Genomic DNA, 20,856 nt, shown 5'->3' with positions numbered 1-20,856 from the left:
GGGGAGAACTCGTCCGTCGAGACGAGACGGAGCCACCGCTGTGGGGTTCCGCGCGCGGTGAGCGGTCTTCGGATCCACAACGCATCGCCTCTGAGGCTTGATCGCTGTACGACCGATCACAGACCGGGTTGAGGTCGCATCGTCGGGTCCCACACTCGTCCGTCGGCACAATGCAGAACGGGCAGACGATCTCCCGGGGGAGAAGGACTGCCCGTTCTGCGTCGTGCTTCTAGTGGTGATCTCCGTGCGATTGCTCGATCTCGCCCCTGGTCGGGGGAGCGATGCGGTCTTCGAAGAACCAGCGAGACAGCCCTGCACGCATCCGCTGGCCCGCTGTGATCTTTCCGCGTGCGTTCGGGCGCAGCATCAGCGGCTGATAGGTGGTGTAGTCGACCAGCTTCCAGCGCTCGTACTCGTCGATCGGCTGGTGCACCTCGATGTACTCTCCACCGGGCAGTCGCACGATCCGTCCGGACTCGTAGCCGTGAAGCACGATCTCGCGGTCCTTCTTCTGCAGCGCCAGGCATACGCGTTTGGCCACGAAGTAGGCGATGATCGGTCCGAGGATCAGCAACGCCTGCAGTGTGTGGATGACGCCCTCCATGCTGAGCATGAAGTGGGTGGCGATGATATCGGAACTCGCGGCGGCCCAGAGCACGGCATAGAAGGTGACACCTGCAGCACCGATCGCCGTGCGTGTCGGTGCGTTGCGCGGACGGTCGAGGATGTGGTGTTCACGTTTGTCACCTGTCACCCACGCCTCGATGAAGGGGTAGAACATCACGAGCACGATGAATCCGCCCAGGATCACGAGGGGAGCGATGATGTTGAACGACCACGTGTGCTCGAGCCAGACGAACTCCCAGTGGGGGGGCACGAGGCGAAGCGCACCGTCTGCGAAGCCGATGTACCAGTCGGGCTGTGTTCCCGCTGAGACCGGAGAGGGGTCGTACGGCCCGTAGTTCCAGATCGGGTTGATCGTGAAGAACGAAGCGATGACGACGATCACACCGAAGACGATGAAGAAGAACCCGCCCGCCTTTGCCGCATAGACCGGAAGGACCGGGTACCCAACGACATTCTGCTGGGTGCGACCCGCGCCGGGGAACTGGGTGTGCTTGTGCACAACGACGAACAGAAGGTGCAGCGCGATCAGCGCGACCAGCAGTGCCGGTAGCAGAAGGATGTGAAGCGAGTAGAGCCGTCCGACGATATCGGTGCCGGGGAACTCGCCGCCGAAGAGCAGGAACGAGATCCAGGTTCCGATGAGGGGGATGCCCTTGACCATGCCGTCGATGATGCGCAGGCCGTTGCCAGAGAGCAGGTCGTCTGGAAGCGAGTAGCCGGTGAAGCCCTCTGCCATGGCCAGGATGAAGAGGATGAACCCGATCACCCAGTTCAGCTCACGCGGCTTGCGGAACGCTCCCGTGAAGAAGATGCGCAGCATGTGCAGGCCGATGGATGCGACGAAGAGCAGCGCCGCCCAGTGGTGTATCTGCCGCATCAGGAGACCACCCCTGACGTCGAAGGAGATGTCGAGTGTGGACGCCATCGCCGCAGACATCTCGATGCCCTTCAACGGCACGTAGGAGCCGTCGTAGTGCACCTCTGCCATCGATGCCTGAAAGAAGAAGGTCAGGAAGGTGCCAGAGAGCAGGATGACGACGAAGCTGTAGAGCGCCACCTCGCCGAGCAGGAACGACCAGTGGTCGGGAAAGACCTTGCGCCCGAACTCTTTGACCGCACCAGAGATGCTTGTGCGTTCGTCGATGTAGTTCGAGGCGGCCGCTGTGAACCCACCGCGCTTCTTTTCAAGGGAAGAAGGGGCTGACGGGGCGGTTGTCGTACTCAATGACGCTCCCAGAAACTCGGGCCGACAGGCTCTCTGAAGTCGCTCTGGGCGATGAGGTACCCCTCGTCGTCGACGGCGATCGGAAGCTGCGGAAGTGGGCGGGCGGCTGGTCCGAAGATCACGGCACAGTGGTTTGTCACGTCGAACTGCGACTGATGGCAGGGGCAGAGCAGATGGTGCGTCTGCTGTTCATAGAGCGCCACAGGGCAGCCGACGTGGGTGCAGACCTTCGAATACGCGACGATGCCGTCGTATGACCAGTCCTTGCGGTCTTCCTGCTCGACCAGGTCTTCCGGCTGCAGGCGCATGAGCAGCACAACGGCCTTCGCTTTCTCTTCGAGCATGCCTTCGTCGTGTCCCATGCTCGCGAGCTCTTCCGGAATGACGTGGAAGACGGAGCCGATGGTGACCTCTGATGCCTTGATGGGCACACCGGAGGGGTCGCGCGCGAGGCGTGAGCCCTCTTTCCACATGGTGTGCGACAGCAGCTCCACCGGGTCCTCGCCTTCGGGCGCGAGACCGCGGAAGAGCACAACAGCGGGGAGAGGGAAAACGAGAAGTGCGCCGATGAGGCTGTTCCTGATGAGTGAGCGACGGCCGAAACCCGATTCCTGGTTCGCTTCGTCGAAGATCTCGACGGCTCTGGCGCGCGTCGTGTCCGTGCCGCGAACCGGGTGGCGCTCGTCGACGCTTTCGTGATCGGCCATCAGCGCTTTGCCCCAGTGCACGGCACCTATGCCGATTCCGAGAAGCGCGAGGGCCATCCCGAGGCCGACGAACATGTTGTTGAGCCTGACCGACAGCAGGTTTTCAGGCTCGATCGGAAAGGCCATGTATGCGGCGATGGCAAAGATACTGCCCGCGATCGACAGATAGAAGAGCGTATAGACCGTGCGCTCTGCCTTCTTGTCTTTCTTCGGGTCGAGATCCGTCACGCGCGAACGGTGTGCCGGATGCCCGGGGTTCTCAATGGCATCGCTCACGACGACGGCCGTGCCCGCTGATTCCGCGCTGCTGTGGCCGTGGTCGCCGGCAGCGGCGAGATCTGCGCCGCTGTTACCGTCCTGTGCCATTGTGCTCCTTCAGTGTGTTCTTACTCATGTTTCGTCGGCCGGTCAGTTCGAGCGGGCCGTGATCCATACGGTGATCGCGACGATCACGCCGAGGCCGAAAATCCAGGCGAAGAGTCCTTCTGCGACCGGCCCGAGCGAGCCGAGTTCGAAGCCACCCGGCGCTGCATTGTCTTCCATGAATTTGAGCGCTGTGATGATGTCGGCTTTTTCTTCAGGCGTCAGGTTCATGTCGTTGAAGACGGGCATGTTCTGGGGCCCCGTGAGCATAGCCTCGTAGATGTGTGCCGGCTCCACGCCTGTCAGCGGCGGGGCGTACTTGCCCTCGGTCAGGGCGCCGCCGGCGCCGGCGACGTTGTGGCACATGGCGCAGTTGATGCGAAAGAGCTCCGCACCGTTCGCGGCATCGCCGTCTGCCTGGAGGTACTCGTCAGCGGGGATCTCGGGGCCGGGAGAGACCGACGCGACATAGTCGGCAAGGGCTTCGATCTGGTCATCGGTGAACTGGACCGGCTTCTGCGGTGCCTGCGGACCCTGGGCTTGCAGCGGCATACGCCCCGTGCCGACCTGGAAGTCCACAGCTGCAGCGCCGACGCCGATGAGGCTCGGGCCGTTCTCGGTTCCGTCGAGCGACAGACCGTGGCATGTCGCGCAGTTCGCCTGGAAGAGCTTTTCACCGTCTTCGATGCTCTGCGCCGAGGCGTGGGCGGTCTCTGCGTTTGCCGTGCTGTTGCTGAACGCCGCGTAGGCGCCACCGGTGAACAGCAGCCCCAAGGCGATCAGGGCAACCGTTGCCAGGGGGTGACGGCGCCCCTGCTTGCGGCTTCTGGGCGAGGACGAAGGTGCGTTTCTCATGTGCGCTCTCTGCTGGTGGCTTGCGTCTAAGACAGGAGGGGCAGGATGTAGATCACGAAGAACAGGCCTACCCAGACCACGTCAACGAAGTGCCAGTAATACGAGACGACTATCGCGCTCGTAGCGGTGCGGTGCGAGAAGTTCTTCTGTGCATAGGCCCTGCCGATGACGAGCAGGAAGGCGACGAGACCACCCGTGACGTGGAGGCCGTGGAAACCTGTTGTGAGGAAGAACGCCGATGCGTAGGAGTTCGTGTCGAATGCCACGCCCTCGCTGACGAGCGTTGCGTATTCCCACACCTGACCGCCCACAAAGACCGCACCGAGGGCGAACGTCAGGTAGAACCACTCGATCATTCCCCACTGGGATGGCTTCCACCCCGTCGACCGCGGCTGCATGCGCTCGGCGGCGAACACCCCCCACTGGCAGGTGAACGACGACGACACCAGAATGATCGTGTTGATTGCCGCGAACGGAATGTTGAGCTTCTCGAACTCGGCGGCGAACAGATCGGGTGACGTCGACCGAAGGGTGAAGTAGATCGCGAACAGGCCCGCGAAGAACATCACTTCGCTGCCCAGCCACACGATGGTGCCGACCGCAACGGGATTGGGCCGGTTGATCTTCGGTTTTCCGGCTGCGTAGTTCAATGAGGTGCTCGTCACCGTTCCATTATGGCCGATATCGGCGAGCGATTTTTGCAATCGCCGTCCCGATTCGGGTGAGGCGATGCTTATGACCGCCTTACGCCGAGCCGTGAATCAGCCGTGAATAGCCGGCCGAGCGGTGCTCGATATGATGTGCACCATGCTCCCGTCACAGAATTGGCCAGACATTCTCAGCGCGCTGCTCAGCGGAAACGACCTCAGTGTCGCAGACGCGACCTGGTCGATGGAGCAGGTGATGACGGGTGATGCCACGCCCGCTCAGATCGGTGCGTTTCTTGTGGCCCTGAGGGCAAAGGGCGAGACCGTCGACGAGATCGTCGGGTTCAGGGATGCCGTGCTCGCGCACGCGCTGCCGTTGAACGTGCCGTCGATGGCTCTCGACATCGTGGGGACCGGGGGAGACCGATTCGGCACGGTGAACATCTCGAGCATGGCGTCGATCGTCTGCGCCGCCGCGGGGATTCCCGTGATCAAACACGGAAACAGGGCGGCAAGTTCTGCATCCGGATCGAGCGACGTGCTCGCCGCACTCGGCATCGACCTGTCGCTCACGCCGGAGGCCGTCGCGGCGACACTCGAGGAGACCGGCATCACCTTCGCCTTTGCGAACGGATTCCACCCCGGGTTCAGGCACGCGTCGCACGTTCGGAGCGAGCTCGGCATTCCGACCGTTTTCAATTTTCTGGGCCCGCTGTGCAACCCGGCCAGGCCCGAGGCATCGGCCGTCGGGGTCGCTCACCTCGACCGGGTGCCGCTGATCGTCGGCGTGTTCCAGACGAGGGGCGCAACCGCGCTGGTCTTCAGAGGCGACGACGGGCTGGACGAGCTCACTACAACCGGTCATTCCCACATCTGGGAGGTCAGTCGTGGTCTCGTCACCGAGCATGATCTGGATCCGCGTGATCTGGGCATCCCGCTGGCCTCGATCGACGACCTTCTCGGCGGGCGGCCGGAGCACAACGCCGAGGTCGTGCGACGGGTGCTGGCGGGGGAGACCGGAGCAGTTCGCGACATCGTGCTGCTCAATGCGGCGGCCGGTCTCGTGGCCTACCGACTCGAAGAAGAACCGGGGCAGAAGGATGAGACCATGGTCGCCCGATTCCAGGCCCAGCTCGAGGTTGCACGCGACGCGATCGATTCGGGCGCGGCCGAGCGCAAACTCGCGGATTGGGTACGAGCGAGCGCGGCGCACGGCTCTGGGCACTGACGAGCGCCGAGCTTCGAGCCGGCACTTACTGAGACGCCCCACGCTGGCGTAGGTTGTGAAAAGACCCCGTGTCCACCTACTCGCGTGAGGACAGTTCAATGAAGAAACTCATCAATGATCCGAAGAACGTTGTGATCGAGGCTGTTGAAGGGTTCGCTGCGGCGCACGGCGATCTCGTTAGTGCATCGGCCGACCCGCTCTACCTGTGCCGCGCCGATGCGCCCGTGAGCGGCAAAGTGGGTCTGGTGAGCGGCGGGGGCAGCGGACATGAGCCGTTGCACGGAGGCTTCGTCGGCTTCGGCATGCTCGACGCCGCAGTCCCCGGCGCCGTGTTCACCTCTCCGACTCCGGACCCCATCCTCGCGGCGACGAAGGCCGTCGACGGCGGTGCGGGGGTTCTGCACATCGTGAAGAACTACACGGGTGACGTGCTGAACTTCGAGACCGCTGCCGATCTCGCGGCCGCAGATGGTGTGGATGTGCGTTCGGTCGTTGTGAACGACGACGTCGCCGTTCAGGACTCGCTGTACACAGCCGGACGACGAGGTGTGGGGGGCACAGTGCTCGTCGAGAAGATCGCAGGCGCCGCGGCCGAGCGGGGAGACTCGCTGGACGAGGTCGCCGCGATCGCCGAGACGGTGAACAGCAAGGTGCGCACGATGGGGGTCGCCCTGACGCCGTGCGTCGTTCCGCACGCCGGTGAGCCGAGTTTCACGCTCGCAGAAGACGAGATCGAGATCGGTATCGGCATCCACGGCGAGCCCGGGCGTGAGCGGATCGAGCTCGAGCCGGTGGATGCCATCGTCGAGAGGCTGCTCGACGTGATCCTCAATGACCTGCCCTTCGCAGACGGCGACAACGTGCTTCTTTTCGTCAACGGCATGGGCGGCACACCTCAGATCGAGCTCTACATCGCCTTCCGGCACGCGGCTGCGGTTCTGCGCGAGCGCGGGATCACGGTGTCACGCTCCCTCGTCGGCAGCTACATCACGTCACTCGAGATGCAGGGGATGTCGATCTCTGTGCTGAGGCTCGACGACGAGATGACATCGCTGTGGGATGCTCCCGTGCAGACGGCCGCATTGCGCTGGGGACGATGAAGAAGACCGGCCGGTTCGGCGGAGAGAAAGGGAGACGTGATGTCGCTTGACGGAAAGTGGGCCGTCGACTGGGTGAAGCGGAGTGCGGAGGTGATCGCCGAGCATCGTGTTGAGCTCATCACACTCGACCGCGAGATCGGAGACGGTGATCACGGAGAGAACATGGACCGCGGGTTCACAGCCGTCGTCGCCAAGCTCGACGGTCTCGATGCCGCCGCAACACCCGCTGACGTTCTCAAAGTCGTCGCCACCACACTGATATCGACGGTCGGCGGGGCGGCGGGTCCGCTCTTCGGAACCGCCTACCTCAAGGCGTCGGCAGCGATCGCCGGACTCGACGAGCTCGACGGTCCAGCCCTCGCGCGGCTTCTCACGGCCGCACGAGACGGCATCGTGCTGAGAGGCAAGGCAGAGCCGGGAGACAAGACCATGATCGATGCGTGGACGCCGGCCGTCGACGCGGCCCGATCGGCGAGCGAGGCAGGCTCCGGCCCAGAGAAGGTGCTCGAAGCGGCGGCGGATGCGGCGGCGACCGGCGCAGAGGCCACGGAGCCGCTGGTCGCACGAAAGGGCCGGGCCAGTTATCTCGGGGAGCGCGCCGTCGGGCACCGCGATCCGGGGGCTGAATCCACCGCGCTCATCCTGCGCGCCGCGGCAGAGGCGGCGACCGCACCATGACGGTCGGGATCGTGTTCGTCTCTCACAGCCGTCAGCTCGCGGAGGGTCTCGTGGAACTGGCCGCCCAGATGGCGCCGGATGTTGCGCTCATCGCAGCCGGCGGCACAGATGACAACGGAATCGGCACGAGCTTCGATCGTGTGAACACGGCGCTCCGCCTCGCAGAGAGCGGCGACGGTGTTGTGGTGCTGTGCGATCTCGGATCTGCGGTACTGACGACGGAAACCGCCCTCGACTTTCTCGACGACGACGCCAGGTCGCGCATACTGCTCGTCGATGCGCCCATCGTCGAGGGGGGAGTGGCCGCCGCTGTCTCGGCCCAGACAGGCAGCAGTCGCGACGCCGTTGCCGTCGCCGCCCGCGAGAGCGCCTCGGTCTGGCGGGACAACAGCAGCAGGCAGGGCGAACCCGTCGCCGATGAGGGTGTATCGGATGAGAGCGGATCCGCTCCTGTTGTGCGCGACGTCACACTCGTCAACAGAGACGGACTGCACGCGCGGCCCGCCGCGGATTTCGTGAAGACGGCGACGACGTTCGACGCGCGCGTGACGGTGAACGGAACGGATGCCAAGAGCCTGCTCGGCATCATGTCGCTCGGGCTCGTGAAGGGGACGACCGTGACACTCCGGGCTGAAGGTGCTCAGGCGCAGGAAGCGGTCACGGCGCTCGAGGCGCTGATCTCCTCCGGGTTCGACGAGGGGTCTGAACGCTCACCCTGAGTCTCGCTGCTGAGAGCGGTGTGGCCCGCCGTGACCTGAGCTCACGCTCGGAACCTGTTGTTGCTGTGACCGCTGTTACTCCTGGGGCTCCTTCTGCTACTGTGACCTTTGTTGCGCATGTGCATATCTCATGCGTCTGAGGTTTTCGCGGAAAGAGATCGGCGTGTCGCGCATTCGCGTCCGCGTCGGAGAGGCGGTCAGAATGAGACGACGCCGTGCTTTCGTCGCCCTTCTCGCGACGGGACTCGTCATCGGTTCGATCGGTATCGCCTCTCCGGCGTTCGCCGCTCCTGACTACCCGAGCTGGGACGACGTGCAGAACGCCCGTCAGGACGAGGCGTCGAAACAGGCGGAGATCGATCGGATCAGCGACCTGGCCGACGACCTGCGCACAGCGTCGGACGACGCTCAGATCGTTGTGCAGCAAGCGGCAGAAGCGTACCAGGTTGCGCTCCAGGCACAGACGCAGGCAGAGGCGACGCTGTCGGACCTCCAGACCCAGCTCGACGACGCGAAGGCGAACGCAGCGGCATCCCTCAAGCAGGTGGGATCGCTTATCGCCAGGCTCCAGCGGACCGGGAGCGTCGACGTCTCGGCGACCATGTTCGTCGGATCGGCAGACGCCGACGACACGCTCTATCGACTCGGCGCCCTGACACGACTCTCGAGCCGCTCGGCCGAGACCCTCCAGAGCGCGCAACGAGACGCCAACGAGGTTGACTCGCTGACGGCCCAGGCGGACGTCGCCGCCGATGCGCTCGAAGAGGCGCGTGCGGATGCCGCAGCAAAGCTCGAGGCCGCTCAGACCGCCGCGGAGTCCGCGGCCGCCGCGGTCGCGGAGAACGAAGAGACCCAAGCACAGCTGGCCTCCCAGCTCGCGTACTTGCAAGACGAGAGCCTCACCGTCGAGGCGGCCTACCAGGCCGGCGCAGCGGCTCGCGCCGCACAGGCGGAGGCCGAGGCGGCCGCAGCGGCCGAGGCGGCAGCTGCACGTCAGCCCGCGCAGCCGAGTGCTCCGCAACCCGGTGCTCCGGAGCAGCCCACCGCTCCGGAGCAGCCCGCCGCTCCTCCCGCAACCGGTGGTGGCGGGTCGACGCCCACACCCTCCGCCCCTTCGACCGCTCCGGCCTCTGCCGCGCAGATCGCCATCGACTTCGCCTATGCACAACTCGGAGAGCCCTATGTGTGGGCGGGGGAAGGCCCGTACGGCTGGGACTGCTCCGGGCTCACGATGATCGCGTACCGCCAGGCCGGTGTCGACATCGGCTATCACACCGTCGGCGCCCAGTATCGACAGATGCAGGCCACCGGTCGCCTCGCGCCGGTCTCCGGCGGACTCGTGCCAGGCGACCTCCTGTATTACTCGCAGGGCTCAGTCGTCAACAGCCAGGTGATGTACCACACAACAATGTACGTCGGGAACGGCATGATGATCGAGGCCCAGAACTTTGGGATCCCCGTCCACGTCACACCCGTCCGCACCCGAAATCTCGTCCCCTACGTCGGCCGCCCGGTCGGCTAGCACACGTCAGAGAGCGGCAGCCTTGGCGCGAAGGACAGCGCTCTCGCGTTCGTTCGCTGAGAGAGCCGCGGCCGTCAGCAGCTCAGAACGCGCCTCCTCGTTGCGACCGAGCTGCGCGAGCAATTCGCCGCGCACACTCGGAAGAAGATGGGATCCGCGGAGCGCGCCCTCCGATGCGAGGCTGTCCACGATGCGGAGCGCACTCGCGGGTCCGGTCGCCATCGACACGGCCACTGCCTTGTTCAACTCGACCACCGGGCTGGGGGAGAGCCGGCCGAGCGCTTCATAGAGCAGGACTATGCGCTCCCAGTCGGTGTCTCCGATGCTCGGGGCCACCGCGTGGCACTCCGCGATCGCCGCCTGCAGTGCGTAGCTCCCGCGACCGCGGCCGACGGCATCCGCTCGAGCGAGCGAGGCGCTGCCGCGTCTGATCTGAGACCGGTCCCATCGTGAGCGGTCCTGGTCCGCCAAGAGAATGGGAGATCCGTCGGACGTGACGCGGGCGGCGAATCGTGACGCCTGGAACTCCATCAGTGCCAGGAGTCCGTGGACGTCAGGTTCGCGTGGAAGAAGGCCACAGAGAATGCGCCCGAGCCGCAGCGCCTCGTGCGCCAGGTCCGTTCGCATCCATCTGTCGCCGGAGGTCGCGGCATAGCCCTCGGTGAAGATCAGGTAGATCACGCCGAGAACGGCAGCGAGGCGGGTGCTCCATTCGGAGGGATCCGGTGCCTCGAACGGCACGTGCGCCGCGGCGAGCGTCTTCTTCGCACGCACGATACGCTGCTGAACGGTCGCGACCGGAACCAGCAGCATCCGGGCGATCTCGTCACTCCCGAGACCGCCGACGGTTCGCAGGGTCAGGGCGACCTGCGCCTCCCGAGAGAGCACGGGGTGGCATGCCGTGAAGACAAGCCTCAGAACATCGTCGTCAATCGGCTGCCATTCGGCGTCTTCTGCCGACTCGAGGTCGTGGGCGATGGCCCGGTAGCGCTCGTCGAGTCGTTCTCGGCGCCGCCAGCCGTCGATGGCCTTGCGCTTGGCCACGGTGGTGAGCCAGGCGCCCGCGTTGCGCGGGACGCCTGACTCGGGCCATTGAGTGAGCGCGTCGACGATCGCCTCTTGTGCGAGGTCTTCTGCCAGGCCGAGGTCGCCCGTCATCCGCGCGAGCGTCGCGATGATGTGGGCACTCTCGATGCGCCAGACGGCGTCGACGGTGCGCGTGATGTCTGACATCGTCGTTCCGGTGGATCGTGCGGTCAGTTCGTTCCGAGCTGCTCGCGCCAGCCGGCCTCTTTCTGCACGTACTCGTTGTCGGCGAAGTCCGCGAAGTCGCTCTCGTCTGTGACGCGTCGCACTTCGAGCTTGCTGCCGGGGCCAAGCGGGCAGCGGCTCGCCCATTCGGCGGCTTCTTCTCTGCTCGCGGTCTGGATGATCCAGAAGCCGTTGAACAGCTCATGGGTCTCTCCATACGGGCCGTCTGTGACGATCGGCTTCTCTGAGTCGAAGTCCACAACGAAGCCTTCCTTGGCATCGCTGAGTCCCTCGCCCGCGAGGAGCACACCCGCCTTGATCAGCGCCTCGTTGTATGCGCCCATCGCGTTGATCGTCTCTTCGAAGTCCGTCTCTTTCCAGGCTTCGACGGCAGCGTCGGTGCTTCGCATGATCAGCATGTACTTCATGGTGTTCTCCTTCTGTCTGAGGTCGCCTGATGCGTGCCTTCATTATGACGTCGAACGGGAACACAACAGATCGACATCGCGCGGAAAAATGTTTGAGGCCTCGGGGCTGGCGCCCTCTGCGCGTTCCGACCAGGTCAGGGCACGATCGTGTACTGGGCGATGGCCGCCTCGCGCCCACCGGCGATCTCTTCTGCGGTTGCAGTGCCCGAGGTCTGCACTGCGTCTGTCCATCTCTCGATCGACCCGCGGTTGAACTCGACCACCTCGGGTGAATTGGCTGCTTCGAGCGGATCACCCACCGTCTGGCCGCGCAGGTGGATTCCGAGTCCGAGCATGGCGCCATCCCAGCCGGGCCCGACGAAGAGCGCGCCGGCACCGCTGCCGGCCATCGCCAGGGGCACGGTGTGCGTGAGATCGAGTGTCGTCCCGTCCTCGGTCTCCGTCAGGGTGAGGTCAAGAAAGCTGTCCGGGCCGCCGAACGTCACCTGCAGGAGTGTTGGTCTCTCGCAGCTGCGGATCTCGCCGCCGGCGTTTCCCTCGAGCTGAAATGTTCCGCCGACCCTCAGATCGCCACTGATCGGATAGAACCAGCGGGGGAGGCGTTCCGGACTGGTCAGGGCGTCCCACACCTCGTCGCTTTCAGCGTTATACGTGCGGCTGAGTGACACAGACACCGTCTCAGCGCTCTCGTTTCGCGCGACTCGTCTGTGGATCGCCGCCAGTTCTTCAAGCAGGTCGAACATCGTCATCTCTCCTCTGTTGTGTGCGGGCTCGCTTCTCGCGACGACCCCTGGTGAGCTCGGTACCGAGTGCGTCGAGTCGCTGGTTCCAGAACTCGCGGAAGGGCTGTAACCATCGATCGACCTCTTGAAGGGGAGCGGGCTCAACGGCGTACAAACGCCTGGCGCCCTCCGAACGCACACGGGCGAAGCCGTTCTCCCTGAGCACACGCAGGTGTTGTGAGACCGCGGGCTGGCTGATGCGGAACTCGGCGCGGATGATCGCGACGATCTCTCCCGACGACTGTTCGTCGTCGAGGAGCAGTTCGAGGATTCGCCGGCGGACCGGGTCTCCCAAGACGTCAAAGGCGTGCACGGCGCCAGTATATAGCCTTAACCTTATATAAGCTACAACTGATATATCATCCGTCGGCGGTCAGGCCGCCATCGGCGCCCCCGACCGCCCTGCAGCGACCTCCGATGGTCCCGCAGCGAGGGGACGGTGGCTGTGGCGGCCTGCTGAGGCCTCCTCGGCCGCCGGCCCGCCATCGACCGGACCCGTCGTTCGGCACCCGGTTGCTAGCCTGTGTTCCGCACACGTGTGTTCCGCACACGTGTGTTCCGCACATGCTCAGGACAAAGGGGACAAGGGGACCGGTATGACCTATTCCACGACTCGGGCACTTCGTCGCATGGTGCCCCGACGACCAGACGAGGCGCATCGAACCGCCAGTCCGCTTGAGCTGTTCTTCGACCTCGTTTTTGTCGTCGCCGTGGCGTTCTCGTCGCAGCAACTGCACCACATGGAGACCGAGGACCACCTCGGCGAGGGGGTGCTCGCCTACCTTCTTGTGTTCTTCGCGATCTGGTGGGCGTGGATGAATTTCACGTGGTTCGCCACGTCTTTTGATACCGACGACTGGCTGTACCGGGTCACCACGATCGCACAGATGGCCGGTGTGCTCGTGCTCGCGGCCGGCACCTCTGCGGCGATGGTCGAGCATGATTTCACGCTTGCCACCATGGGTTACGTCATCATGCGTCTGGCCATGGTCAGCCAATGGCTGCGCGCGGCGATCAGTCACCCGGATCTGAGGACGACGGCGCTCCGCTATGCTGCGGGCATCACGGTTGTGCAGGTCGGTTGGCTCGTTCGCCTCACTCTGCCTGAAGAAGCGGGACTCGTCGGATTCGTTTTTCTGGCCCTCGCCGAGATCGCCGTGCCCGTCTGGGCGGAGGCCCACCGGACCACACCATGGAACGCGCATCACATCGCGGAACGATACGGTCTGTTCACCATCATCCTTCTCGGCGAATCCATCCTCGCGTCTGCGAATGCGGTTGTCGAGGCGATCAACGAGGGGGAGCACATTCCCGATCTGCTCCTGATCTCTGCTGCTGGACTCGTCATCGCCGCGGGAATGTGGTGGGTCTATTTCGCGCGGGAACAGCACCACCACATCCGGACTCTCCGCTCGACCCTGACGTTCGGATATTTCCACTACGTGATATTCGCTGCTGCCGGTGCTTTCTCTGCGGGTGTGGAAGTCACCATCGACGTTGCCACCGGCCATTCAGAACTACATACCGGAGCCGCCGCCACTCTCACGGTGCCTGTCGCGCTTTTCATCCTCGGCATGTGGGTGCTCACACTCCGAGGAGCGCTGAGCGGTCTTGCGAATGCTGTGCTTCTCGTCGGCGTGGCCATCGTGGCGGTCAGCTCTTTCGCGAGCGTTCCCTGGTCGATAGCACTGACTGCCCTTGGTGTGGTGGTCAGCGTGGCAGCGACCGAACTGTCACCCAGAGAGTCCGCAGGTTGGGAGGCCGGGTCCGGCTGAGGCCGAATCTGTCGCACAGTTCGCGATGACCGCCACGGCCGGCGGAGGTCGCCCTTGTCCTCGGTCACAAGCGAGGGCTATCGTTGGCCGCATGTGCCGCAACATCCGCGTCCTCCACAATTTCGAGCCGCCGACCACCGATGACGAGGTGCGCGAGGCCGCGCTGCAGTTCGTCAGGAAGGTGAGCGGGTCTACCCATCCTTCGCGCGCGAACACCGAGGCGTTCGAGCTGGCGATCGACGAGATCGCCTGCGCAACTCGCCGCCTGCTTGACGCCCTGGTCACCAATGCCCCGCCGAAGAGCCGGGAGGCGGAGGCGATCAAAGGCCGCGCACGCCACGAGAAACGGATGGAGCGCGAGGTCCGCATCCGAACGGAGGCGGCCCCGGCCCGCTAAAGCGGGGGAGCCCTCGCGATCTGTCGCCAGCGTGTATCGTCCAGCGCGGAGAGGCCCAGCACGGAGAGGGGTTGCGCTACGGGTCGTCTCGTCTGGGATGTGATCTCATCGGAACGTTCCGAGCGCCACGGCATAGCGGTCGGGGTCGTTGCGGGTGACTTCCGTCAGGAGGGCTGAGTCCCCGACGACTCGGGTGTACTCACCGCGGCAGGGAATCGTGATGATCTTCGAGAGCCCGGCCTCCCAAGCGGGGATGAGGGAGTCGAGCGATCTGTGCTCGGGCGAGTCCTCCAGGGAGCGCGGCCGATGCCGGTTGCGCTCATGGAATCGCCGTCGCCGTCCGGACCCGTCAGTTGGCCGGAGGAGTAGCTCGGTAAAAGAACCACTTGACATAATGTGCATTATCGGCGATTACGCGCAGCTCCATTGCTGTACTGAGCGGGCACCTTGGGTCTGCGGGGCGCCGGCAGCGATGATGTCGGGATGCCGGCTTCTTCACAGCCTTGATCCACTCCGTCGCCTCATGATTGCGAGACAACGCCTCGATCAGAACGGGAAACTCTCGGGTCCGTCCTGACAATCAGGAGACGCGTACCATGAAGTCATGTCAACTACCAGTGGTTACCGCGAGCGCAACAGTACTGCCGATCGCACGCTCTCTATCCTTCAGATGTTCGACGAGGACAGTGCCGAGATAACCGCCGTAGAGGTGGCGGCCGCCCTCGGCGTCGCACGCTCGACTGCCTATCGCTATCTCGAGACCTTCGTGCAGGCGCGCTTTCTCGTTGAGACGGGGCGGGGCGGATTCCGCCTTGGAACGCGGATCCTCGAGCTTGCGAAAATCGCCCGGGATGGGCGAGGGCTCTCGGAACTGAGCGTGCCCGTCATGCGAGATCTCGCTGAGCACTTGCGCCAGACCGTTCTGCTCACCCGACTCAGCGGCGAGTCGGTTGTCTGTGTGGAACGCGAAGAGGCCGGTGGTCAGTACGTCCGTCTGTCGTACGAGCGCGGATCAGTGCTTCCCGTGCATGCGGGCGCGTCTGCGCATGTGCTCCTTGCCTGGTTCTCAGAGCAGCGCGTGCGTTCACTCCTTCGCTCGGTTCCGCTGCCTCGATATACAGACCGCACGCTTACGGATCCCGATGAGATAGTTCAGCGCCTCGCCAGCATACGAGCCGCCGGCTATGCGGTGTCCGAGGGTGAGGTCGACAGTAGCGCGACGGGCGTGGCTGCTCCGATCTTCGGGCCAGACGGCGAGGTGGTAGCCGGGTTGAGTGTCGTGCTTATTCGACCTCTCGTGCCCGCGGACCAGGTTCGCAACATCGTCGAAGCTGTTGTGACTGCGGCCGATTCGCTCACGAAGGAACTCGCGGTGCTTCAGGCCTGACGCCCTCCTCTTGCGCTGTTCTATTTCTCAGGTAGTATGACCTGAGAAACAGGACGCACTTTGAGGGGGCGAATGAACGACCAGCGAACAGCGAAAGCGCTCGTCGCGGGAGTCTGTCCGGGCGGAGTGGCTGCGGCGATCCTCTTGGCCTGGTGCGGAGTCCGACCCGCGGTGTCGGAGCGAAACGCGACGACCGCGGACGGCGCCAGGGCGATCGGCATCGATGACGAATCTCAGCGCGTGTACCAGCGCGAGGATCGCGGACGATGTGCGCCCCGTCGTCCAGGGCCTTCGTGGTTGTCCGAAGCAGCAGCGTCCCCTGTCGAACGAATCATCGGTTGCGTCGCTGCTGCTGCAGCGCCCTCGCATTGAAAGGAAAAACTATGGATCGTCCTCAGCGCGTCATCTTGCCCGAGGGGCAGCACGCGGGAAGCCTGCGACGGACAGCCGTGTCTCACATCGGTTTCGCCGTTCCGGACGTCGACGCAGCGGAGACCTTCTACACGCGTGTGCTCGGGATGAAACGACACGACGTGTTGGAGGGCGGCGGGGTCCGGCTCGGCTGGGGCGAAGGACATCACGTCGTCGACCTCCATCCAGGTGAGAAGAGCCTGCTCCACTATGGATTCGAAGTACGCGACGAGGGTGGGCTCGACGGGATCGGTGAGCGCCTCACCGCGGCCCGCGTGCCGTTCCGCGACATCGATCCGTCGGACGTGGATGCCGCAGTGGCAGGTGAGGCGGGGATCGTGGTGCAGGATCCGGACGGGACGGACGTGCATTTCCATGCGGCGGTGCGCCGTCACGGCGAAAATGCGGCGGATACCGGTCGGCGCCCCATCAAATTCCAGCACACGACAATCGGTACCGGGGATGTGGCGTCTGTGGTCGCCTTCTTCACAGATGTCATCGGCTTTCGCATCTCCGATCAGCTCAAGGACGGGAACTTCGCCTGGCTGCGCAGCGACCGGGATCACCACACCCTGGCCGTGGTGTCCGCAGCCAGCGCCGACATCGACCACTACTCGTACGACCTTGCCGAGTGGGAGGACTTCAAGGCGTGGTGCGACCGGCTCACCGATCTCGATGTTCCGGTGGCGTGGGGGCCGGGTCGCCATGGGCCCGGCAACAACCTCTTTGTCTTCTTCGAAGATCCAGCCGGCAACCACATCGAACTGTCAGCCGAGATGGAGAAGTTCCATGACGACCGGGTGGAGTACGTCCCGAGGCGTTGGACCCCTGCGCCGCAGACGATCAATTTGTGGGGCGGACAGACACCGAGCTGGCGCCACCTGAGCGAGAGCGCCGTCTGATGGCGTGGGTTGCCTACCGTCACGGCGAGCACGAGCACGTCGGACTCGTCGATGGTGCGGACTACATCCCGCTGCGTGGAATACGCCGCGTAGACGCGAACACGGGTGCCGACGCCCTTGCCGCTGCTGAACTGGATCATTCAGGGCGTGTAGCAGCCGCAGATGTCGAGCTGCTCCCCCCCTCCTGGGCGCCCTCGAAGATCTTCTGTGTGGGACTCAATTACAAGGAGCACGTGGCCGAGACGAAGCGGGACCTCCCCACGTACCCCGTCCTGTTCCCGAAGTATGCCTCGAGCCTCATTGCCGCGGATCGGCCCATTCCGGTTCCGCCCGAATCCGCTCAAGTCGACTATGAGGGTGAGCTCGTGGTCATCATCGGCAGGCGCGGCCGACGGATAGCTCGCGAGCACGCCCTCGACCATGTCCTCGGCTACACCGTCGCGAACGACGTGACGATGCGCGACTACCAGTACAAGACTCACCAGTGGCTGCAGGGCAAGGCGTGGGACAGAGCGACGCCCGTCGGGCCGCACATGGTGCCCGCAAACGAGGTGGACCTGGCTTCCTGCGGCATCCGGACCGTTCTCAACGGTGTCACGGTGCAGGAGTCGGACTTGTCACACCTCATTTTCGATGTGGGCACGCTCATATCCACGATATCGGAGTTCACAGAACTGCTGCCCGGGGATCTCATTCTTTCGGGGACTCCGGGCGGCGTGGGATTCCGCCAGGACCCCCAGCTGTTCCTCGCGCCCGGTGACGAAGTGAGCGTCGAGATCGATCACATCGGTCGGATCGACAGTGTCGTGACGGCGGAATAGGGAGACGGAATGTCTGAGAAGCTCGAGCGGCCTTCGGGGGCCGCCGAAATCACGGCTCGGCGACGCACTGAGAGCCTGACAATCTCGACCGATGTCCTACTACGTGGTAAACTATCCCTGCCTGGCAGGACAAGGAGCGCGACCGTCGACCGATCGCTCAACGTCTTGATGCTCTATAGCGACGCGTTTCTCGATGCACATCCGGCGCCTGACGCCGCGCTTCTTGAAGCGACAGAGTGCATAGGCATTCGGAAGCCGGAGCGGGGCTCAGATCAAACGACATCTAGGGAAGGAAACCATGTCCGGTCACATTATCGAAGCGCTCCGTAACGCTCCTGGTTGCGCCAACGCACCAACATTCTTTTCGCCGCCGGAGTTCACGAATTGGCGCGACGAGCAGATGTCGTGGAAACAAACGGTTTCGCTCGGCAACTGGTCCTTCGTCATCAAAGCTGTTCTGGAGGGAGCCGATGCACTCGCTCTTCTTGAGCGGTATTCGGTCAATAGCCTGAAGAACTTCGCGATCAATCAAGCGAAACACATCATCAATTGCAACGCAGAGGGCAAAGTGATCTGCCAGGGCGTGGCCATCCGGCTCGCCGAGGATAGATTTTTTCTGAGCGGCCTGCCCTGCTTTTGGATCGGCTATCAGATTTCTACGGGCAAGCACGGTGATGTCAGGATCAAGATAGATGAGCACGGTGAAACTTGCTTCTATCAGGTGGCTGGACCGAACGCCATTCATCTACTGGAAGAGGTTTCAAACGAGAACCTCCGCGACTCCAAGTTCATGCGAGCCCGCGCAATGAAGATCGCCGGCCGCGAAGTTCGCGGAGTCTATGGGCTCACTATGTCAGGCGAGACCGGCTTCGAACTCGAATTCGAGTCGGCGTTCCGCGACGAGGTTGTGGGCGCGCTACTGGCGGCAGGCGAGAAGTTCGGCTTGCGCCAGGTTGGAAATCGGACATTCCATATCAACCATCTCGAGGCCGGTGTGCCGACAACCTCATTCCACTATCTCCCGGCGGTGTTCGAGAAGGAAATGGAGCCATTCCTGGAATACATGAATGGGATTCCAGTCGCGGAAAACTGGGTGAAACAGTTCAAGATTACGGGCAGTTTCGAAGCTAGGGACGTCAGCGACTATTACCGCTCACCGATCGAAATGGGATGGGTGAAAAACGTAAAGCTCGACCATGAGTTTTTAGGTAGAGAAGCGTTGGAGGCGGAGCTGGCCTCTCCCCTGCGTCAGGTCGTCACTCTCGAGTTCGACAAGGAGGACGTGATCGAAATCTACGCGTCATATTTCGAAAGCGGGGAGCCCTTCGAGTTCATAGACGTGCCCCACCAGTACAACCAGAACACTCACACGGATGCTGTAAACGTCAACGGTGTGGGAGTTGGCGTCTCAACAACTCCTGGGTACAGCTTCTACTTCCGCAAGATGTTGGCGCTCGCCTACGTATCCCCCGAGTTCGCAACGCCTGGCACTCGAGTGGAGATCGTTTGGGGACAGCCAGATAAGCGCAAGAGGATGATCGGCGCGACGGTTGCGCCGGTTCCGTACAAGAAGGACACCCGGCGCATAGATCTGTCCTCGCTTCCGAACCTTTATTGACCGTCACCCCCATGGTGGCGCTTTTCCTCAACGGAGTGGAGAAACAATCGTGACATCGACTGTAAATCAGGTTCAGTGGGACGAGCGGAAAGCACGCAAAGCCGCACGGAGTGCGGCGATCGGGACAATGCTCGAGTGGTACGACTTCGGGATATACGGATCCGCGGCCGCTCTGGTGCTCAACAGCCAGTTTTTCCCGTCCCTGAGCCCTGCGGCCGGGGTGATCGCTTCGTTTGCAACGTTCGCGGTGGGATTCTTCGCACGCCCACTCGGCGCAATACTGTTCGGGCATCTCGGAGACACATGGGGGCGGAAGAACACACTGATCCTCACCCTGGTCATCACAGGAGGCGGAACGTTCGCCATCGGGCTGCTGCCCACGTTCGACAGTATCGGGATCGCGGCCCCGATCCTTCTCGTGGCTCTGAGGTTCGTGCAGGGAATCGGGATGGGTGGCGAGTGGGGCGGAGCTGCGCTGTTCTCCGTCGAGCATGCACCTCCCGAGCGCCGCGGTCACTATAGCGGCATCATGCAGATGGGGGTTCCGCTGGGAGTCGCTCTCAGTAACGGCGTGTTCCTTGCCGTTGCCCTCTTCGTTCCCGTCGAGGCTTTCGCGGACTGGGCGTGGCGTGTGCCTTTCCTGGCGAGTGTCGTCGTTCTCTTGTTCGGGCTCTGGCTACGATTCCACACTGACGAGACCGTAGACTTTGCCGTTACCAAGTCAGCCGTGCGGCCAGCCACCAAAGAGCGTGCTCCTCTCGGCGTGCTCCTCCGATCGCATAAGGCTGCGCTCTTGCTTGGACTCGGCCTTGTCGTCGGCAACTCGGCGGTGGCTTACATCTACCTCGCCTTCTCGCTCTCTTTCGGTAGCAGTGCAGGCTTCACCTCGGTCGAGCTGCTGACAAGCATTGTCGTGGGTGCTCTCGTGTGGGCGGCAACTGCTCCGATCTGGGCCAGAATCGGTGACAAACGCGGGGGCCTTCGCTGGCTCTTCGTCTGGGGCGGGTGGATTCGCACGTTGGCGGTGGTGCCGTTCTTTCCACTACTTCTCACGGGCGATTTCGCCGCTCTCCTGGTCACAATGATGGTGATGGGCGTCGTGATCAGCGCGACTCAGGTGCCCGCGGCAGCGGCGATCCCCGGCCTGTTCCCCGTCCCTGTGCGGTACACCGGCGCGTCAGTGAGCTATCAGATCGGCAACATCCTCGGTGGTGGCATCGCCCCGCTCGTCAGCGCTGCTCTTCTCGCGGCAACTGGTAGCTTCTGGGCAGTGGTTGTCTATGCCGTCCTGGTCAGTATTATCGGCACGATCGGCGGCTATTGGCTCAGAAAAGACGCCACAGCCTTTCCTTCCGCTGATGGGGAAGCGCTGTGACCGCCCGCGACCCTCACAGCAGCCGTCTCAAGCGGAGA

Annotated in this window: 20 protein-coding genes; 12 read left to right on the top strand and 8 right to left on the bottom strand. The window is 63.6% G+C overall.

All coding sequences use genetic code 11. The features are described 5' to 3' along the window. Positions 1–229: 229 nt before the first annotated feature. Genes qcrB through ctaE form a run of 4 tightly spaced genes read right to left on the bottom strand, consistent with a single transcriptional unit; the run spans position 230 to position 4,442 of the window. A complete protein-coding gene (gene qcrB, locus ACYVF5_RS10910) occupies positions 230–1,852 on the bottom strand; it encodes a cytochrome bc1 complex cytochrome b subunit (protein WP_460946226.1) in 1,623 nt (540 codons plus the stop codon). Then, positions 1,849–2,925: a cytochrome bc1 complex Rieske iron-sulfur subunit gene (gene qcrA / locus ACYVF5_RS10905; RefSeq protein WP_460946224.1), complete on the bottom strand. Its 1,077-nt coding sequence runs from the start codon at positions 2,923–2,925 to the stop codon at positions 1,849–1,851. The genes qcrB and qcrA overlap by 4 nt, the downstream gene beginning before the upstream one ends. Before the next feature lie 42 nt (positions 2,926–2,967). Further along, the gene (gene qcrC, locus ACYVF5_RS10900; protein WP_460946222.1) at positions 2,968–3,777 is read right to left on the bottom strand and encodes a cytochrome bc1 complex diheme cytochrome c subunit; all 810 of its coding nucleotides are present in this window, start codon (positions 3,775–3,777) and stop codon (positions 2,968–2,970) included. Positions 3,778–3,803: 26 nt separating this feature from the next. Continuing rightward, positions 3,804–4,442: an aa3-type cytochrome oxidase subunit III gene (gene ctaE / locus ACYVF5_RS10895; RefSeq protein WP_460946220.1), complete on the bottom strand. Its 639-nt coding sequence runs from the start codon at positions 4,440–4,442 to the stop codon at positions 3,804–3,806. 142 nt (positions 4,443–4,584) lie between these two features. On the opposite strand from ctaE, the gene trpD reads away from it, so the two are divergent. The 5 genes from trpD (at position 4,585) to ACYVF5_RS10870 (ending at position 9,671) form a co-directional block, all read left to right on the top strand. After that, positions 4,585–5,652 carry an anthranilate phosphoribosyltransferase gene (gene trpD, locus ACYVF5_RS10890; RefSeq protein ID WP_460946218.1) on the top strand — a complete coding sequence of 356 codons (1,068 nt, stop codon included), beginning with the start codon at positions 4,585–4,587 and terminating at the stop codon, positions 5,650–5,652. 98 nt (positions 5,653–5,750) lie between these two features. Beyond that, entirely contained in the window at positions 5,751–6,752 is a 1,002-nt protein-coding gene (gene dhaK, locus ACYVF5_RS10885) for a dihydroxyacetone kinase subunit DhaK (protein WP_460946216.1), read from the top strand. Between the two features lie 39 nt (positions 6,753–6,791). Further along, positions 6,792–7,430 carry a dihydroxyacetone kinase subunit DhaL gene (dhaL, locus tag ACYVF5_RS10880; RefSeq protein ID WP_460946214.1) on the top strand — a complete coding sequence of 213 codons (639 nt, stop codon included), beginning with the start codon at positions 6,792–6,794 and terminating at the stop codon, positions 7,428–7,430. Then, complete coding sequence (gene dhaM / locus ACYVF5_RS10875; RefSeq protein ID WP_460946212.1) at positions 7,427–8,149, top strand: dihydroxyacetone kinase phosphoryl donor subunit DhaM; 723 nt, start codon at positions 7,427–7,429, stop codon at positions 8,147–8,149. The genes dhaL and dhaM overlap by 4 nt, the downstream gene beginning before the upstream one ends. 202 nt (positions 8,150–8,351) lie before the next feature. After that, entirely contained in the window at positions 8,352–9,671 is a 1,320-nt protein-coding gene (locus ACYVF5_RS10870) for a C40 family peptidase (RefSeq protein WP_460946210.1), read from the top strand. A 6-nt stretch (positions 9,672–9,677) separates the two neighbouring features. Here the strand turns inward: ACYVF5_RS10870 and ACYVF5_RS10865 are convergent, their stop codons facing one another. The 4 genes from ACYVF5_RS10865 to ACYVF5_RS10850 all read right to left on the bottom strand — a co-directional run bounded on the left by ACYVF5_RS10865 (position 9,678) and on the right by ACYVF5_RS10850 (position 12,445). After that, positions 9,678–10,904, bottom strand: coding sequence for an RNA polymerase sigma factor (locus ACYVF5_RS10865; RefSeq protein ID WP_460946208.1), 1,227 nt, complete (start codon positions 10,902–10,904; stop codon positions 9,678–9,680). 23 nt (positions 10,905–10,927) lie between these two features. After that, on the bottom strand, positions 10,928–11,350 hold the full coding sequence (locus ACYVF5_RS10860) for a YciI family protein (RefSeq protein WP_460946206.1): 423 nt from the start codon (positions 11,348–11,350) through the stop codon (positions 10,928–10,930). Between the two features lie 134 nt (positions 11,351–11,484). Next, positions 11,485–12,099, bottom strand: a complete 615-nt coding sequence (locus ACYVF5_RS10855) for an SRPBCC family protein (RefSeq protein WP_460946204.1) — start codon at positions 12,097–12,099, stop codon at positions 11,485–11,487. Continuing rightward, the gene (locus tag ACYVF5_RS10850) at positions 12,077–12,445 is read right to left on the bottom strand and encodes an ArsR/SmtB family transcription factor (RefSeq protein ID WP_460946202.1); all 369 of its coding nucleotides are present in this window, start codon (positions 12,443–12,445) and stop codon (positions 12,077–12,079) included. Before ACYVF5_RS10850 ends, ACYVF5_RS10855 begins: the two co-directional genes overlap by 23 nt. A gap of 283 nt (positions 12,446–12,728) precedes the next feature. On the opposite strand from ACYVF5_RS10850, the gene ACYVF5_RS10845 reads away from it, so the two are divergent. From ACYVF5_RS10845 to ACYVF5_RS10815, 7 genes are all read left to right on the top strand, one after another. Then, positions 12,729–13,907 (top strand): low temperature requirement protein A, encoded by a 1,179-nt coding sequence (locus tag ACYVF5_RS10845; protein WP_460946199.1) that lies wholly within the window; start codon positions 12,729–12,731, stop codon positions 13,905–13,907. 91 nt (positions 13,908–13,998) lie between these two features. Then, complete coding sequence (locus ACYVF5_RS10840; RefSeq protein ID WP_460946197.1) at positions 13,999–14,304, top strand: DUF2277 domain-containing protein; 306 nt, start codon at positions 13,999–14,001, stop codon at positions 14,302–14,304. Between the two features lie 604 nt (positions 14,305–14,908). After that, a complete protein-coding gene (locus ACYVF5_RS10835) occupies positions 14,909–15,691 on the top strand; it encodes an IclR family transcriptional regulator (RefSeq protein WP_460946195.1) in 783 nt (260 codons plus the stop codon). A gap of 383 nt (positions 15,692–16,074) precedes the next feature. After that, the gene (locus ACYVF5_RS10830) at positions 16,075–17,004 is read left to right on the top strand and encodes a VOC family protein (RefSeq protein ID WP_460946193.1); all 930 of its coding nucleotides are present in this window, start codon (positions 16,075–16,077) and stop codon (positions 17,002–17,004) included. Next, positions 17,004–17,825 carry a fumarylacetoacetate hydrolase family protein gene (locus tag ACYVF5_RS10825; protein ID WP_460946191.1) on the top strand — a complete coding sequence of 274 codons (822 nt, stop codon included), beginning with the start codon at positions 17,004–17,006 and terminating at the stop codon, positions 17,823–17,825. The genes ACYVF5_RS10830 and ACYVF5_RS10825 overlap by 1 nt, the downstream gene beginning before the upstream one ends. Before the next feature lie 298 nt (positions 17,826–18,123). Further along, positions 18,124–19,443: a glycine cleavage T C-terminal barrel domain-containing protein gene (locus ACYVF5_RS10820; RefSeq protein ID WP_460946189.1), complete on the top strand. Its 1,320-nt coding sequence runs from the start codon at positions 18,124–18,126 to the stop codon at positions 19,441–19,443. Between the two features lie 49 nt (positions 19,444–19,492). Continuing rightward, on the top strand, positions 19,493–20,818 hold the full coding sequence (locus tag ACYVF5_RS10815; RefSeq protein ID WP_460946187.1) for an MFS transporter: 1,326 nt from the start codon (positions 19,493–19,495) through the stop codon (positions 20,816–20,818). Positions 20,819–20,856 lie beyond the last annotated feature (38 nt).

Source organism: Okibacterium endophyticum, from assembly GCF_054780075.1.
This window is presented reverse-complemented; position numbering and strand designations above follow the sequence as displayed.